The organism is Luteimonas dalianensis, from assembly GCF_049339425.1.
GTDB classification, from domain to species: Bacteria; Pseudomonadota; Gammaproteobacteria; order Xanthomonadales; family Xanthomonadaceae; genus Luteimonas; species Luteimonas dalianensis.
The window spans coordinates 1-14,326 of record NZ_JBMPPO010000003.1 but is presented as its reverse complement, the minus strand read 5'-3'; the positions used below and the strand labels follow the sequence as shown (position 1 = coordinate 14,326).

15 protein-coding genes are annotated in these 14,326 nt (G+C 69.1%); 5 read left to right on the top strand and 10 right to left on the bottom strand.

Translation table 11 applies throughout. The annotated features are described in order from the left end of the window. Nucleotides 1–61: 61 nt before the first annotated feature. A complete protein-coding gene (locus ACOZ90_RS04460) occupies nucleotides 62–1,291 on the bottom strand; it encodes an endonuclease/exonuclease/phosphatase family protein (RefSeq protein ID WP_422892441.1) in 1,230 nt (409 codons plus the stop codon). Next, the gene (locus ACOZ90_RS04455; RefSeq protein ID WP_422892440.1) at nucleotides 1,288–2,013 is read right to left on the bottom strand and encodes an arginyltransferase; all 726 of its coding nucleotides are present in this window, start codon (nucleotides 2,011–2,013) and stop codon (nucleotides 1,288–1,290) included. The genes ACOZ90_RS04460 and ACOZ90_RS04455 overlap by 4 nt, the downstream gene beginning before the upstream one ends. A gap of 143 nt (nucleotides 2,014–2,156) precedes the next feature. Here ACOZ90_RS04455 and ACOZ90_RS04450 point away from each other — a divergent pair, with 143 nt between their 5' ends. Further along, nucleotides 2,157–2,768 carry an EF-hand domain-containing protein gene (locus ACOZ90_RS04450; RefSeq protein ID WP_422892439.1) on the top strand — a complete coding sequence of 204 codons (612 nt, stop codon included), beginning with the start codon at nucleotides 2,157–2,159 and terminating at the stop codon, nucleotides 2,766–2,768. Nucleotides 2,769–2,833: 65 nt separating this feature from the next. Here the strand turns inward: ACOZ90_RS04450 and ACOZ90_RS04445 are convergent, their stop codons facing one another. The 3 genes from ACOZ90_RS04445 to ACOZ90_RS04435 are packed head-to-tail and all read right to left on the bottom strand — an operon-like array spanning nucleotide 2,834 to nucleotide 4,767. Continuing rightward, nucleotides 2,834–3,253: a pathogenicity-like protein gene (locus ACOZ90_RS04445; RefSeq protein ID WP_422892438.1), complete on the bottom strand. Its 420-nt coding sequence runs from the start codon at nucleotides 3,251–3,253 to the stop codon at nucleotides 2,834–2,836. 4 nt (nucleotides 3,254–3,257) lie between these two features. Then, on the bottom strand, nucleotides 3,258–4,154 hold the full coding sequence (locus tag ACOZ90_RS04440; protein ID WP_422892437.1) for an acyl-CoA thioesterase: 897 nt from the start codon (nucleotides 4,152–4,154) through the stop codon (nucleotides 3,258–3,260). Between the two features lie 43 nt (nucleotides 4,155–4,197). Then, nucleotides 4,198–4,767, bottom strand: coding sequence for a peptidoglycan recognition protein family protein (locus tag ACOZ90_RS04435; RefSeq protein WP_422892436.1), 570 nt, complete (start codon nucleotides 4,765–4,767; stop codon nucleotides 4,198–4,200). 99 nt (nucleotides 4,768–4,866) lie between these two features. On the opposite strand from ACOZ90_RS04435, the gene ACOZ90_RS04430 reads away from it, so the two are divergent. From ACOZ90_RS04430 to ACOZ90_RS04420, 3 genes are all read left to right on the top strand, one after another. Next, on the top strand, nucleotides 4,867–5,400 hold the full coding sequence (locus ACOZ90_RS04430) for a hypothetical protein (RefSeq protein ID WP_422892435.1): 534 nt from the start codon (nucleotides 4,867–4,869) through the stop codon (nucleotides 5,398–5,400). Nucleotides 5,401–5,403: 3 nt separating this feature from the next. Continuing rightward, the gene (gene rlmKL, locus ACOZ90_RS04425) at nucleotides 5,404–7,599 is read left to right on the top strand and encodes a bifunctional 23S rRNA (guanine(2069)-N(7))-methyltransferase RlmK/23S rRNA (guanine(2445)-N(2))-methyltransferase RlmL (RefSeq protein ID WP_422892434.1); all 2,196 of its coding nucleotides are present in this window, start codon (nucleotides 5,404–5,406) and stop codon (nucleotides 7,597–7,599) included. A gap of 109 nt (nucleotides 7,600–7,708) precedes the next feature. Continuing rightward, nucleotides 7,709–8,563, top strand: a complete 855-nt coding sequence (locus ACOZ90_RS04420; protein WP_422892433.1) for a pirin family protein — start codon at nucleotides 7,709–7,711, stop codon at nucleotides 8,561–8,563. A 62-nt stretch (nucleotides 8,564–8,625) separates the two neighbouring features. On the opposite strand, the gene ACOZ90_RS04415 is transcribed toward ACOZ90_RS04420, so the two are convergent. Both ACOZ90_RS04415 and ACOZ90_RS04410 read right to left on the bottom strand, forming a co-directional pair. Further along, entirely contained in the window at nucleotides 8,626–9,084 is a 459-nt protein-coding gene (locus ACOZ90_RS04415; protein ID WP_422892432.1) for a hypothetical protein, read from the bottom strand. A gap of 203 nt (nucleotides 9,085–9,287) precedes the next feature. Then, entirely contained in the window at nucleotides 9,288–9,827 is a 540-nt protein-coding gene (locus ACOZ90_RS04410) for a histidine phosphatase family protein (protein WP_422892431.1), read from the bottom strand. A gap of 115 nt (nucleotides 9,828–9,942) precedes the next feature. On the opposite strand from ACOZ90_RS04410, the gene fdhD reads away from it, so the two are divergent. Beyond that, nucleotides 9,943–10,782, top strand: a complete 840-nt coding sequence (gene fdhD, locus ACOZ90_RS04405; RefSeq protein ID WP_422892430.1) for a formate dehydrogenase accessory sulfurtransferase FdhD — start codon at nucleotides 9,943–9,945, stop codon at nucleotides 10,780–10,782. Between the two features lie 20 nt (nucleotides 10,783–10,802). Here the strand turns inward: fdhD and ACOZ90_RS04400 are convergent, their stop codons facing one another. The 3 genes from ACOZ90_RS04400 to ACOZ90_RS04390 all read right to left on the bottom strand — a co-directional run bounded on the left by ACOZ90_RS04400 (nucleotide 10,803) and on the right by ACOZ90_RS04390 (nucleotide 13,431). Then, nucleotides 10,803–11,504, bottom strand: a complete 702-nt coding sequence (locus ACOZ90_RS04400; RefSeq protein WP_422892429.1) for a DNA alkylation repair protein — start codon at nucleotides 11,502–11,504, stop codon at nucleotides 10,803–10,805. 1,008 nt (nucleotides 11,505–12,512) lie between these two features. After that, nucleotides 12,513–13,001, bottom strand: a complete 489-nt coding sequence (locus tag ACOZ90_RS04395) for a hypothetical protein (protein WP_422892428.1) — start codon at nucleotides 12,999–13,001, stop codon at nucleotides 12,513–12,515. A gap of 73 nt (nucleotides 13,002–13,074) precedes the next feature. Then, complete coding sequence (locus ACOZ90_RS04390) at nucleotides 13,075–13,431, bottom strand: hypothetical protein (protein ID WP_422892427.1); 357 nt, start codon at nucleotides 13,429–13,431, stop codon at nucleotides 13,075–13,077. Nucleotides 13,432–14,326: the final 895 nt, after the last annotated feature.

Genomic DNA, 14,326 nt, shown 5'->3' with positions numbered 1-14,326 from the left:
ACTCCGTCAACTTCTGCCGGCCCCGCGCCTCTCCCGCAGCCCCGCGATACCCGCCGTGCCGCTACGGAATGCGCAGATCCACCCAGACCAGCCGGTGGTCGCTGCCCTCCACGATCGGCGCCGACGGGTCGCCCGGCGGCGGCCAGTACACCCGGCCGCCCAGGTACTCGAAGCCGGTCGAGGGCAGGGCATAGTCCACCCGTAGGTTGCCGGTGCGCGGCCCGAACGCGCCGGTGTCGTGTGCGTGCGCGCCGCGGTGCTCCAGGTTGGTGCCGCCGTCGGCCAGCGCCGCCTGCACGGCGCCCTCGCTGCGCGGGGTGGGGTGGCGCAGCACCCGCGGGTGCTCCAGCAGCTCCACGATCGCCTCGTCGATGCCGGTGCCGTCGGCGGGATCGTTGTTCAGATCCCCGGCGATCACGAACCGCGCATCCTGCGCCAGCCCGCCGCAGCGGCCGGCGTCGTCGCACAGCCACGGCCGCTCGCCGCCGGAGATGTACTCCTGCCACAGCCGGATCTCGTCGGCGTTGCGCGCCCGGTTGCGGCGCTCGGGGCCGTCGAACGCCGGCGGGGTGGGGTGCGAGGCCAGCAGGTGCACCACGCCGCGCGGCGTGCGCACCGGCACGTCCCAGTGCGACTTGGACGACAGCCGCATCTGCTCCCACACCGCGTCCGGGTGCCAAGGGGCGCCGGTGTCCGGATCCAGCGGCCGGCGCGCGCCGGGGAGGTCGCTCCACCTGAACAGCTGGAAGGTGCGCACCGCGTCGGCGTCGATCGGGTGGCGCGAGAGCACCAGCATCCCGTACTGCCCCGGGTGCAGCCCGTAGCCCCAGGCATCGTCCCCATAGGCGCGGCCCTCGGTGCCCACGCGGCCATTACCGTCCAGATCCAGCCCGCTCGCCACCCCGGTGTTCACCGGCGCCAGGTAGCGGTAGGGGTAGCGCAGCGGCGCGCCGCCGCCGGGCTGGGCGCGCTCCAGGTAGTCGCTCTGGAACAGCTCGGCCACGCTGCCGTCGGCCACGTAGTCGAACTCGTTGAGCAGCACGATGTCCGGCCGCACCCGCTGCAGCACCGCCGCCACCCGCCGCGCGCCGTCGTCGCCGGCCTGCAGCCGCCGCGCCAGCCCGCCGGCCTCTTCCGAATACAGGGAGACGTTGTAGCTGGCGACGCGGAGCGTATCGGACATGGCGGCCTGGGCGTGGTTCGGGTCGCCATATACGTTGACGCGCACGCAGGCGGCCAGCGCCAGTGCGGCGGCGATCAGTGGGAGGAGACGCACGAAGCGGGTGGTCATGGGGAGCGGGGTTCCTTGTCGAGCGGATGCCAGCGGCGGCCATCGAAGGCCTCCAGCGGGTGGAAGCGGCGCTTGTAGTCCATTTTGCCGTGGCCGTCGATCCAGTAGCCCAGGTACAGGTGCCGGCGCCCCTCGCGCCGGGCCCAGTCGATCTGGCGCAGGATCGCCAGCGTGCCCAGCCCGCGCGCGGCCTCGTCCGGATCGAAGAAGGTATAGACCGCCGACAGGGCGTCGTTGACCACATCGGTCGCCGCCACCGCCAGCAGGCGCCCGCCCGCGCGCAGCTCCAGGAACCGGCCGCGCGTCCAGCTCCCGACCAGGAACTGGTCGAATTCCTGCGAGCCGTGCCCGTCCATGCCGCCGCCCGGGTGGCGCGCCTGCAGGTAGCGCCGGTACAGGTCGAGCTGCTCGTCGGTGCGTTCGGCCGGCAGCACCCGCATTTCAACGTCCGCGTTGCGCGCCCGGCAGCGGCGCTGGCTGCGGTTGGGCTGGAACGCATCGACCGGGATCCGCACCGGCACGCAGGCGCGGCAGCCGTGGCAGTGCGGCCGGTAGACGATGTCGCCCGAGCGGCGGAACCCCCACGACAGCGCCTGCGGATAGAACTCCGCCAGCCGCGGATCGTTCGGATCCAGCACCAGGTCGCGCGCGGTGCGCTCGGGCCAGTAGCCGCATGGATGAAGGCCCGTGTGGAACAGGCGCAGGGATTCGGATTCGCCCATGGGCCAGCAGCATACTGCCCGCGGTCGCGGATTCCGCGACTGTCCGCTGCCTGAACGGATCCACCCCGGCGTCAACCGCGCCCGGGGCTGCCGCGTTGACCCCTCCAAAGGCGGCAATCACGCCGCTGTATGGAGAATCGCCCATGAAGACCAAAGCCCTGTTCGCTGCGACCCTGATCGGAATCGGCGCCCTGGCCGCGCAGTCGATGGCGGCCGAGCCGGCCGCCGCCGCCCAGCAGGAGGCCGCCGTGTCCGAGCGCGCCGACGCGTCCAAGGCGCGCGCGCACCGCGGCGGCAAGCACCGCCATCACGGCCACCGCTTCGCCCGCATGGGCCACGGCGGCGGCATCGCCCGCCTCGACGCCGACGGTGACGGCCGCATCAGCCGCGCCGAGATCGAGCAGGCCGCGCAGGCCCGCCAGGAGCGTGGCGCCCGTGGCATGCGCGGTCATCGCGGCGCCGGCGGCGGCTGGCTGCTGGAGCACTTCGACGCCATCGACGCCAACGGCGACGGCCACATCGTGCGCAGCGAGCTGCGCGCCTGGCAGCAGGCCCAGCGCCCGCAGCGCGAGGCCGAGCGCGAGCGCCGCTTCAACGAGCACTTCGCCGCCGCCGACCTCAACGGTGATGGCCGCCTGAGCCGGGTGGAAGTGGAAGAGAAGATGCCGCGCCTGTCCGCCAGCTTTGCCTGGATGGACGAAAACGGCGATGGATTCCTGAGCCGCGAAGAGCTCAGGCCGCAGCGGATGCGCTGAGTCCGCAGCAACCGGGGGTGTTTGTCCCAGCCCGCGTGCCAGCCACGCGGGCTTTTTTTGAGCCGTCAGCCCGCGCCCAGCGAGCGCACCATCACCAGCGCCGCCAGGATCGCGATCACCACCAGCAGCAGCCGGCGGTAGCGCATGATGCGCTGGTGGGCCGGCGGCACCGCCGGCTTCTCCGGCGTCATCGAAGGCACGTTGATCGATGCCAGGTAGCTGTCCGTCATCGGCCGGGTGGTGGGCGCGCCCGGCAGCCCCAGCTCCCGCATCAGCTGGCGCGCGCGCGGCTGGTCGTCCGAACGCACTACCCACAGCGCCGGCAGGTTGCGCCTGTTGGCGCTGTCGCGGTAGCTGAAGGTGCGGCTGCGCCCGCTCATGTAGCCGCGGCCGTTGGTGATCTGCACCTCGATGCCGTGCTCGCGCATCACCTCGGCAAGGCGCTCGACGTTCTCCACCCGCTGGCTGCTGAAAATCTGTCTCATTGCATCACTGTCCCGGCGGCGTGCCGCCTGTCGTGGCAGCGTCCATTGCCGTGCGGATCAGCCCTTCCTGGGCGGTGCTGGCCACCAGCCGGCCTTCGGTGTCGTAGATCATCCCGCGCGCCAGGCCGCGCGCGCCGCTGGCGCTCGGGCTGTCGGTGGAATACAGCAGCCACTCGTCGGCCCGGAACGGGCGGTGGAACCACAGCGCGTGGTCGAGCGAGGCCATCTGCACGCCCGGCTGGTAATAGCTGAACCCGTGCGGGAACGTCGCCGTGCCCAGCAGGTGGAAGTCCGAGGCGTAGGCGAGCAGGGCGCGGTGCAGTTCCGGCGCGTCGCCCACCCGGTCGGACAGGCGGAACCACACCTGCTGGAACGGCGGCCGCTTGGGCGGCGCCAGCTCGTCGCGCGGGTACACGTGGCGGAACTCGAACGGCCCGGCCCGATCCAGCCAGCGCTGCACCTTGGCCGGCAGCTTTTCCAGCACGTGCGGCGGCAGCGGCGGCGCCGGATCGATGTCCTCCGGACGTGGCACGGCCGGCATCGGCAGCTGGTGCTCCACGCCCCGTTCGGGCTCCTGGAACGAGGCCGCACAGAAGAAGATCACCTTGCCGTGCTGGATCGCGCTCACCCGCCGCACCGAGAACGAGCCGCCGTCGCGGGTCTGGTCGACCTCGTACACGATCGGGTGATCCACGTCGCCCGCGCGCAGGAAGAACGCGTGCAGCGAATGCGCCGGCCGCGGCTCGGCCATCGTCGACTGGGCCGCCGACAGCGCCTGCCCCAGCACCTGGCCGCCGAACACGAAGCGGGTGCCGATGTCGCGGCTCTGGCCGCGGAACAGGTTCTGCTCCAGCCGCTCCAGCGACAGCAGTTCAACCAATTCGGAAACGGGCGGGGTCATGCGGGGGTCACGCGCGTGGGGGCCGCAGATTGTACCCGCCCACCTACCGGGCGAGGCGTTCCAGCGGCACCTGCGCCAGCACCTCGGCCCACGGAAACATCGGCCCCGGATCGACCTTCCGCGCCACCGTCAGCGCCGGATCGTCGCTGGCCTGCACCCGGTCGGTGTCCAGCGCCTCGTGCCCGGCGATGAAGCGCAGCCCCGGCAGGGTCGCCGCCAGGTGTCCCAGCAGCCGCACCAGCGCATCCACCTGCGCCTGCGGGTACGGCTCCTCCATCGCCTGGTGCCGGCTGTCGTACCAGTCCGGGAAGCGCCCGGTGTTGACCAGCTCGATGCCCACCGAGCGCGGGTTCCAGCCCCGCACGTGGTGGGCCACGCGTTCGGCCGGCACGTACTCGGTGATCGCCCCGTCCCGATCCACGTACCAGTGGCCGGCCGCGCCGGTGCCGGCCTCCGGATACAGCACCCGTTCGCCGTACTCGCGCGCCATCGCCATGTCCGGCAGCTCGGTGCAGTGGATCACCACCAGGTCGATGTCGCCGGGCGCGCGCTGGGCCAGCCGTTCCACGTAGGGCAGGTGCTGGAGGGTGATGCGGGGGGCGTCGTTGCTCATGCCCCGGATGCTAGGTGATTTGGCGCCGCCCGTCGCCGCAATCGGCGCGCCGCCGGAAATGCTCTAGCATTCCCGCATGAATACGCCGAGCTTCCCGCGATGACCATCCGCGGCCACTGCATCCTCTCCCACGGTTTTGAAAGCGGCCCCGACGCCACCAAGGTGACCGCGCTGGCCGACGTCTGCGAGCGCCTGGGCTGGACGCACGAGCGCCCGGACTACACCGACCTGGATGCGCGCCGGGAGATCAGCGAGCTGGGCGACGTGCCCACCCGCGCGCAGCGCCTGCTCAAGCGCGCCCGCGGCGCCGCCGCCCGCGGGCCGCTGGTGCTGGCCGGCTCCAGCCTGGGCGCGTGGATCTCCGGCCACGTCTCGCTGCAGGTGCCGGTGGCCGGCCTGTTCCTGATGGCCCCGCCGGTGCGCATGGGCAAGGCCCCGCCGCTGGAGGCCGCCGAAGGCGTTCCGGTGTCGATCGTGCACGGCTGGGACGACGAGCTGATCGATGCGGCCAGCGTCGTCGACTGGGCCCGCCCGCGCCGCGCCCGCCTGCTGCTGGTCGACGACGCCCACCGCCTCGAGCGCCACGTGCAGGCCTCCGCCGACGCCTTCGCCGAACTGCTGGCCGGGCTGTAGCCGATGGATTTCTTCGTCTCCTGCGCCAAGGGCCTGGAATACCTGCTCGCCGACGAGCTCACCGTGCTGGGCTGCGAAAAGGCCACCGCCACCGTTGCCGGCGTCAACGCCGCCGGCAGCCAGGCCGACGCCCAGCGCGCCGTGCTGTGGGCGCGCACCGCCAGCCGCGTGCTGTGGCCGCTGGCCGACTGGGACTGTCCCGACGAGGACGCCCTGTACGCCGGTGCCCGCGCCCTGGACTGGCCCGCGCACATGCACGCCGGCATGACCCTGGCCGTGGACGCGCACGTGTCCGGCAGCGCCATCACCCACGCCCGCTACGCCGCCCAGCGCACCAAGGACGCCGTGGTCGACGCCTTCCGCGACCTGGACGGCTCGCGCCCGGACGTGGATCTGGACGCCCCCGACCTGCGCCTGAACCTGGTGGTGCGCAAGGGCAGGGCGCTGCTGTCGGTGGATCTGGGCGGCGGCCCGCTGCACCGCCGCGGCTGGCGCCGCGCCCAGGGCGAGGCGCCGCTGAAGGAGAACCTGGCCGCCGCCGTGCTGCTGCGCGGCCAGTGGCCGCAGCGTCATGCCGAAGGCGGTGCGCTGCTCGACCCCATGTGCGGCAGCGGCACCTTGCTGGTGGAAGGCGCGCTGATGGCCGCCGACGTCGCGCCTGGCCTGCAGCGTATCGGCGGCGCGCCCGGCGGCGGCGAGGCGGGGCAGGTGCCCGCGCCCACCCGCTGGCTGGGCTTCGACCTCCAGCAGTGGACGGCGCTGTGGAACGACGCCCGCGAGCGCGACCGCGCCGGCCGCGCCGCGCTGCGCCCGGTGTTCTTCGGCAGCGACCTGGACAGGCGCGCGATCGATGCCGCCATCGCCAACGCCACCGCCGCCGGCCTGGCCGAAGCGATCAGCCTGCGCGTGGCGCCGGTCGAACGCCTCGCCCAGACCTTCCCGCAGCTTGCCGGCACTTCCGAAGCCGAACCGCCCGCCGGCCTGGCCGTCTGCAACCCGCCCTACGACGCCCGCCTGGCCGCCGATCCGGCCCTCTATCGCGCCCTAGGCGACGCCCTGGCCGCCAGCGTTCCCACGTGGCGCGCCAGCCTGCTGTGCGGCGACGAGGAGCTGGCCTTCGCCACCGGCCTGCGCGCCCGCAAGCGCTACAGGGTGTTCAACGGCGCGCTGGAGTGCAGCCTGATCGTCAGCGACCCGGTCATGCCCGAGCGCCGCGAGCCGGCCGCCCCGCGCGCGCTGGGCGAGGGCGCGCAGATGGTGGCCAACCGCCTGCGCAAGAACCTGCGCGCGCTCAAATCCTGGCGCGCCCGCGAGGGCGTGGACTGCTTCCGCGCCTACGACGCCGACCTGCCCGAATACGCCGCCGCCATCGACGTCTACACCGAAGCCGACGACCCCGGCCGCCGCTGGCTGCACGTGCAGGAATACGCGCCCCCGGCCAGCGTCCCCGAGCAGACCGCGCGCCGCCGCCTGGGCGACCTGCTGGCCGCCGCGCGCGAGGTGTTCGAACTCCCGCAGGAGCGCATCGCGGTCAAGACCCGCGCCCGCGGCAAGGGCGGCAGCAAGTACGGCCGCATGGACGCGCGCGGCGAGTTCATCACCGTCCGCGAGGGCGGGGCGCTGCTGCGGGTGAACCTGTTCGACTACCTGGATACCGGACTGTTCCTCGACCACCGCCCGCTGCGCGCCCGCATCGCCACCGAGGCGCGCGACAAGCGCTTCCTCAACCTGTTCTGCTACACCGGCGCGGCCACCGTGCAGGCCGCCACCGGCGCCGCCGCGCACACCACCAGCGTGGATCTGTCCGCCACCTACCTGCAGTGGCTGGCCGACAACCTGCGTCACAACGGCCTGGGCGGCAGCGACCATCAGCTGGTTCAGGCCGACGCCATGGCCTGGCTGGCGGCCGAGCGCGGCCGCTACGACCTGATCTTCTGCGACCCGCCCACCTTCTCCAACTCCGCCCGCGCCGGCGACTTCGACATCCAGCGCGAACACGTGCCCCTGCTGCAGGCCGCCGTCGCCCGCCTGGCGCCGGGCGGCGTGCTGTACTTCAGCAACAACTTCCGCCGCTTCCGCCTGGATGACGAGGCGGTGGCCGGCTTCGCGGGCTGCGAGGAGATCACGCCCTCCACCATTCCCCAGGACTTCTCCCGCAACCCCCGCATCCACCGGGCCTGGCGCCTCACCTCCCGGTGACCCCGACCGCGGCCCGGGCCCGCCCCGCCGACGCTCCGTTCCATCTGTGCCGCTGTGCCGGCCAGGCAACGCCCCCATCATCCTGTTTCCCGCACAGGAGCAGCCCGCCATGACCGACACCACCCGCCACGCCCGCATCGCCCGCAAGCTGCGCGGCATGCCCGCTTCCGACGGCGCCGGGGTCAAGCTCACCCGCGTCATCGGTGGCCCGCAGCTGCCGGATCTGGATCCGTTCCTGCTGCTGGACGAGTTCGGCACCGACCGCGCCGAGGACTACATCGCCGGCTTCCCCGACCACCCGCACCGCGGCTTCGAAACCGTCACCTACATGCTCGACGGCCGCATGCGCCACCGCGACAACCACGGCAACGAAGGCCTGCTGGTGCCGGGCAGCGTGCAGTGGATGACCGCTGGCCGCGGCCTGGTGCACTCGGAGATGCCCGAGCAGGAAGAGGGCCGCATGCGCGGCTTCCAGCTGTGGGTGAACCTGCCGGCGAAGGACAAGATGACCGAGCCGCGCTACCAGGAGTACGGCCCCGAGCGCATCCCGACCGCCGCGCCCGCCGCGGGGGTGGAGGTGAAGGTGATCGCCGGCAGCGTCGGCGACGTCAGCGGCCCGATCAGCCAGCCGGCCACCGACCCGCTGTACCTGGATATCGCCCTGCAGCCGGATGCCGCCTGGGAGTTCGAACTGCCGCCCGGCCACAACGCCTTCGCCTATGCCTACGAGGGCGCGGTGCAGGTGGGCGCGGATGACGATGCGCGCGCGCTGGATACTTCGGAAATCGCCGTGCTGGGCGGCGGCGACCTCCTGCGCCTGCGCGCGGGCGGCGCCGGCACCCGCCTGATCCTTGTCGCCGGCAGGCCCCTGCGCGAGCCGGTCGCCCGCCACGGTCCGTTCGTCATGAACACCCGCGAGGAGCTGATGCAGGCCTTCGTCGACTTCCAGGAAGGCCGCTTCTGAAAACACGGAAGGCCGGCATGGGCCGGCCTTCCGTCATTCCCGTGGCAAACGGCCCGGGCGGCTCAGTTGCTGCTCAGCCTTGGCGCATCGAAGTCCAGGCGTTCGACCAGGCCCATGCCCTGCGCCAGTTCGCCTTCCGATTGCGTGCGCACCCAGATATGCGCCACCCGGTCGCGGTCGATTTCCACCAGCGTTTCGCGCACCAGCAGGTCGGGCTGGGTGCCGACCTCGGCCCGGTACCAGCGCACGTCCTGGCCGGCCACCACGCCGCGCTCCTCGCGGTTGGAGCGGCGCGGCTGGAACGCCGAGTCGGCCGACAGCGAAAGCCCGAACGCTTCGGCCCCGCTGGCGTCCACCGCGCTGCAGATCAGGAACGCGTCATTGCCGCGCTGCTCCCAGCTCAGGCCGGCGTCCGCGGGAAGCTGCGGGCACGAAGAAGGCCCCGACTGGGCGTGGGCGGCCGAGGCCATGCCGAGCATGCACGCGCAGGCCAGCAGCGATCGTCGAATCAGTGAATTCATGGTGCTCCCCCTTTGTCATCGTCAGGCGTACCCGCCCCAGGCGGCGGCGGACTCCCTGCCTGAACACCGACCATACCTGCCCGCGACCCATGAAAGCGTGACCGCCGTCACGCTGTTGGCGAAAAAACTGCCGCATTGCACCATCCGCCGGATGAGCGGCGCTGGCCGGGCCCGTTCAGAATGCGCCGTTCAGGGCGCGCGGTTCAGAAGCGCTCGCGCTCCAGCCGGGCTTCGCCACCGGCGGCGATCCGCACCAGGAACAGATCCCCGTACTCCGATTCGGTCATCGGATCCACCGGGCAGGCGCACAGCGCGGTCACGATCCCGGGCACGGTATTGCTGTGCCCCACCAGCAGCACCGTGTCCCCGGCATGGCGGATGTGGAGCATGGTCGCCAGCTCGCTGGGAGCCAGCTCCGGGTCGTAGTCGCGCACTTCCAGCATCATGGCCGCGGCCGTCGGCGCCGCGGTTTCGCGGGTGCGGCGGGTCGGGGTGGAGTAGATCGCCTTGAGCGGAACATCCGCCAGCACTTCGGCCAGGGCCTGCGCGCGGGCCTGCCCGTCGGCGTCCAGGCGCGGATCCTCCGGATCCTCGGTGGACTTCTCGGCGTGGCGGACGACGATGAACGTGGTCTGCAGTTCCTGCCCGGCCTCCTGCGCCTGGCGCCCCAGCGGACTTCCGGCGGGGTGCAGCGCGCAGCCGGCGAGGGCGGCGAGCAGCAGCAGCGGCAGCAGAAGGCGCATCGGGCGCTCCGTTTCCGAGTGGGGGCTGCCATGATGCCCGCCCGCTCCCGGCGGGAAAAGCCCCGGACGTCACACCCGCGCTGCAGCACGCAGCCGGTTGCGGCATGCTGGCCGCATGTCCGTTTCCCCGCCACCGGCCTCCCGCCACCCCGTCGCCCCCGGCAGCGTCATCCGCGCAGTCCGCCGCCTGCGCGGCAGCAACGAGCGCATCCTCGACGACCACGTCGCCGAAGAAGTCCCCGTCGCCTTCGTCTACAACGACGAGCCCTTCGCCGTGATGATGGCCACGCCCGCCGACCTGCCCGACTTCGCCACCGGCTTTGCGCTCAGCGAGGGCATCGTCGAGTCGGCGGACGACATTGCCATCGAAGGCATCGACCAGCTGATCGAAGGCATCCAGATGCGCCTGCGCATCCCGGCCGCCCGCGCCGCGGCCCTGGAAAACCGCCGCCGCAGCATGAGCGGGCGCAGCGGCTGCGGCATCTGCGGCAGCGAACTGCTGGAAGCCGCCATGCGCTGGCCCGCCCCGGTCAGCGCCGATCCGCGCGTCACCGTCCCGGCCCTGCGCCGCGCGCTGGGCGAGCTGCAGACCGCCCAGGCCATCAACGCCCGAACCGGCGCAACCCACGCCGCCGGCTGGGCCGCGCTGGACGGCAGCCTTCAGCTCGCGCGCGAAGACGTCGGCCGCCACAACGCCCTGGACAAGCTGATCGGCGCCATGCACGCCGCCGGCCACCACCCCGCCAACGGCTTCCTCGTCGTCACCAGCCGCGCCAGCTATGAAATGGCCATGAAGGCCGCCAGCGTCGGCATCGCCCTCATGGCCGCCGTCTCCGCCCCCACCGCGCTGGCGATCTCGCTTGCCGATCGCGCCAATCTCACCCTGGTCGGCTTCGCCCGGCCCGACGGGCATGCCGTCTACACCCATGGCGGCAGGCTGGAGGAGCTGGAGTAAGCGCCGGCCCCGTGCCGCGCCTACACCCCCAGCTTCTCCTTCAGCCGATCCGTTGCCAGGTGTTTGGCGACGTCGAACGGCTCGCACTTGCCGCTGGCAGAGGTGAACTCGATCGGTCCCACGTCCCGGGCGACCTTCAATGCGGCCTTGTTCAACGCCGCGCTCCGCTTGCCGATCCCCATCAGGGCCGTTGCCATCGACAGGCGAACCCGCTCCGGCTCCCCGTCGATCGTGTCCGCGATGCGCTCGACATGGGCCAGGAAGAACGCCTCGTCCGGCGCCTTTTTTCCGGAGAACTTCGACGCCTCGTAGAGCAGCCCGTAGCCGCAATCGCGACGAACCGGGTCGTCGCTCCGCACCCACTGTGCGGCAAGCTCGACCACGAACGGCGTCTTTGCCAGCGTCGCATCGCAGGACGCAAACACGTGCGCCAACGCGCCGCCGGCCAGCTCCTCGACCTGCCTCTCGGCCTGCTCACGGGTGATCTGCGCCGGATCGTCGATCAGAAGCGCGATGACCCTGGCGTCGTAGACGTCGGTCTTCCACAGTGCCTGCGCGAGCTCCCGGCTGCGGCCGATCTGCTTGGCCAGCTTGCGAAGCCGCGTGAGCCCGATCCCGTAACTCCGCAGCCCGGCGGTGTCCGGGCCCAGCCTGTCCCAGTGCTTCATGCCACGCTCGTCGCGCTCGGCGTCGAGCAGTGCGAGGACTTCGGAGACGGTCATTTCAGGCCTCTGCGATCAATTGGATGCAGGTCTCTACTTGAGACGTGATACCGCATTGCGGTGACAACAAACAGAACAATGCCAATGGCTCCCAGGACCTGCCGGTACGTTGTATCCGAAAAGGCAAATGGCGCCAGGAAGGCAAACAGCCCGATGACTACCAGCTTGATGGCCTTGTCGCGAGCGGATGCCTGTCGCAACGCAAGTTGAGTCCCGCATTTCGGGCAGGGAACCTCTCCGTCAGGATGAGATCCCGTAGCCCGGATAAGGTGATCCGGGATTTTGCATTTGCATACGCTGCAGGTGAAATCGGACATGGGCACAAAACACCGGAATCAAGTCACGCCGCGAAGCAGTGTCGGCTTGAACGAATTGTCAGGCAACTACTCGTTGTTGTTACGAGCGTCTAACCTTTCTTGAGCCTCTGCTAATGACGGCACGCCCAATGCGGCTCTATCAGCGTCACTTACGGCATCCGGCTCCACGGGAACAAGCACGAACTTGCCCGACGGGTCGCGTGTTGATTGAGTCCCATACCACTGCGGCCTGTTCATACGAGTCATAAGCCTGTCCCAAGATGCTGCCATAAGCCACTTGGCTCGCGGGTGTTCCGGATCAATGGCGGCTGCAACTGTCGAGAGTGAGTGTGCCAGCCTTATGTCTTCCGCAGAGCCTCCATGTTGAAGGACGAGGGCTGCATTGAAATAGTCCCAAGCGCTACTGAGCTGGCCAGATCTAAGGATTTCCAGAACCCGCTCACGTCGTTCTTGGTCTCTGACCATAATTTCACGCCACTGCTCCGGCGTGCTTGCTGATCGCCTGTCGGCTTGATCGGCTTCTTTGATAGAACGAAGCTCGGCGTTATCCGCTGCATAGATAGCAAATGGTGCTGACAGCAAAAGGCAAAGAATCATCTTTACTCGAATCACGGCAATCTCTCCATAGTTGCCTAACACTTGAGTTAAGCCGTGCCGCGAAGCGGCGTCGGCTTGAACGAATTGTTAGCCATCATTGCACTGAACCGTCCGGCAGATCGAAGCAGAAGTCAGGATGATCACTGTCCATCTGCTTGTAGGTTCTGGGCACCGCAAAGCTGAGGTCTGATGGATCTTGCCGCTTGAAGCAGTACATAGTGTGTGCGGGTGAGATCTGCTGGAGATAATAGTCTGCGCCAAGCAACACTCTTTGCTCTTCGCTCTCAATTGGCTTGACGGCGAAAAGTCGAAGGCTTCTCTCGTACTTTGGAATGTACTCCGCGTGTTGGATGGTAGCGGCCGTAATGCGTCTGCTCAACGTTGGCCCAGACAGCAAATTATCAACACGCAAACGCCAGCGGAACCACGCATCCATACAGATGCGCTCTTCCGGGCAGTCCACCCTTACACCTTCAATGACTTCATGATCTATTGCGCGACCGTAAAACACGGATGATGGGTCGGCACTAAGCGCTGGTGGCGTAGCTGACGCAATGATCAACGCAGCGAAGATGCTTCTCATGATGCCTAACACCTGAATTAAGCCGTGCCGCGAAGCGGCATCGGCTTGAATGAATTGTTAGGCGGCAGACCCACTACCTGCCACCTGCACCTTTGGTCTCTGCGACAACGGCTGCTACGTCCTTGGGCGACAAAAGCTCGAGTTCCTGGAATGCCGGCTCAGTTGCCGCCTTGTCTCCGACGCCCTCTCCGTAGAGCTCTACGTCGTCGGTGCCAGGAACCAGAATGAAGTAGAACTCAAAGGCCGGGTTGTCTGGCTTTGCGACAACTACGATCGAGCGGTTGTCCGAGCAGCTATAGACCAACCAGTCCGTCTCTCCGTAGGTCTTTGTGACCGGACCGGTGTGGCAGTCCAACTGCGGCCTCTCAGCCACGGTGGCCGAGCCGGAGGATGCGAGTGTCAGAAGGAGAGGAATTGCAGCTGCGATCATGTTTGCTCTGCCGCCTAGCACCGGAATTAAGCCGACCCGCGAAGCGGGTTCGGCTTGAATGAATTGTTAGGGCACACCTGGAGGCGAAAGAGCGGCTAACTGGGCCAGTCGCAGTTGGAGTGTGGCCTTAGGAGATTCGGGGACAAAGGCGTGAATCTGGGTGCCGGCGCCCAGCGTAGCCAGCGCTTGACGGGAAGTGTGGCCCTTTGCCTTGACCCAGCTTACGGGTACGCCAGCAATTTGGCCGGGTCCCATGTCCTCTTGCTCGCGCGGCATGTCTACCCGTGTTGTTCCGAACCAAAAGCCGAATGCAATCGAGCCATCGGGTTGGAGCGCGTAGCAGGTCATGCCATCTTCTAGTTGCTGGGCCTGCCAAACGAGACCAGCTTGATCGGGAAGCGCAGGACAAGTGGCGCCCGCAAGCAAGGGTAAGAGTAAGAGCGAGGCACCGAGAAGCTTACGCATTGAAACCTCCATGTAGTGGCCTGTGCGGCCTAACACCCAAGTTAAGCCGAGACGCGTAGTGGAGCGAAGCACATGGCAAGCTGTATCTGCCATGTGCTTTGCGGAACGAAGCGGCTTCGGCTTGAACGCATTGTTAGGCCGCCGATACCCCACCTGCCGCGGCCCAACACCAGAGCCGAACAGTACAACAAGACTTGCCGACGAGCACCGGGCTGGCGCCTGCTGGGGCGAAGCGGCGGCGCCTGGAGCGCGCGGCCGAAAGCTCTCACCGTCAGCAACCCCGAAGCCGACTCGGGGCGATCGGGTAATCCCCCCATTTTTAGCAGTCGCCAGAAGTGGAGCTATGCAGCGAGTGCCAGCTTTTGGATCGGAGTGATGCCGCCGAGCGCCATATTCGGGCGTTCGTGATTGTAAGACCATAGCCAGCGTG

Coding starts and splice junctions, on each gene's coding strand:
- ACOZ90_RS04460 (WP_422892441.1), bottom strand. CDS start 1,291: ATGACCACCCGCTTCGTGCGTCTCCTCCCACTGATCGCCGCCGCACTG.
- ACOZ90_RS04455 (WP_422892440.1), bottom strand. CDS start 2,013: ATGGGCGAATCCGAATCCCTGCGCCTGTTCCACACGGGCCTTCATCCA.
- ACOZ90_RS04450 (WP_422892439.1), top strand. CDS start 2,157: ATGAAGACCAAAGCCCTGTTCGCTGCGACCCTGATCGGAATCGGCGCC.
- ACOZ90_RS04445 (WP_422892438.1), bottom strand. CDS start 3,253: ATGAGACAGATTTTCAGCAGCCAGCGGGTGGAGAACGTCGAGCGCCTT.
- ACOZ90_RS04440 (WP_422892437.1), bottom strand. CDS start 4,154: ATGACCCCGCCCGTTTCCGAATTGGTTGAACTGCTGTCGCTGGAGCGG.
- ACOZ90_RS04435 (WP_422892436.1), bottom strand. CDS start 4,767: ATGAGCAACGACGCCCCCCGCATCACCCTCCAGCACCTGCCCTACGTG.
- ACOZ90_RS04430 (WP_422892435.1), top strand. CDS start 4,867: ATGACCATCCGCGGCCACTGCATCCTCTCCCACGGTTTTGAAAGCGGC.
- rlmKL (WP_422892434.1), top strand. CDS start 5,404: ATGGATTTCTTCGTCTCCTGCGCCAAGGGCCTGGAATACCTGCTCGCC.
- ACOZ90_RS04420 (WP_422892433.1), top strand. CDS start 7,709: ATGACCGACACCACCCGCCACGCCCGCATCGCCCGCAAGCTGCGCGGC.
- ACOZ90_RS04415 (WP_422892432.1), bottom strand. CDS start 9,084: ATGAATTCACTGATTCGACGATCGCTGCTGGCCTGCGCGTGCATGCTC.
- ACOZ90_RS04410 (WP_422892431.1), bottom strand. CDS start 9,827: ATGCGCCTTCTGCTGCCGCTGCTGCTGCTCGCCGCCCTCGCCGGCTGC.
- fdhD (WP_422892430.1), top strand. CDS start 9,943: ATGTCCGTTTCCCCGCCACCGGCCTCCCGCCACCCCGTCGCCCCCGGC.
- ACOZ90_RS04400 (WP_422892429.1), bottom strand. CDS start 11,504: ATGACCGTCTCCGAAGTCCTCGCACTGCTCGACGCCGAGCGCGACGAG.
- ACOZ90_RS04395 (WP_422892428.1), bottom strand. CDS start 13,001: ATGAGAAGCATCTTCGCTGCGTTGATCATTGCGTCAGCTACGCCACCA.
- ACOZ90_RS04390 (WP_422892427.1), bottom strand. CDS start 13,431: ATGATCGCAGCTGCAATTCCTCTCCTTCTGACACTCGCATCCTCCGGC.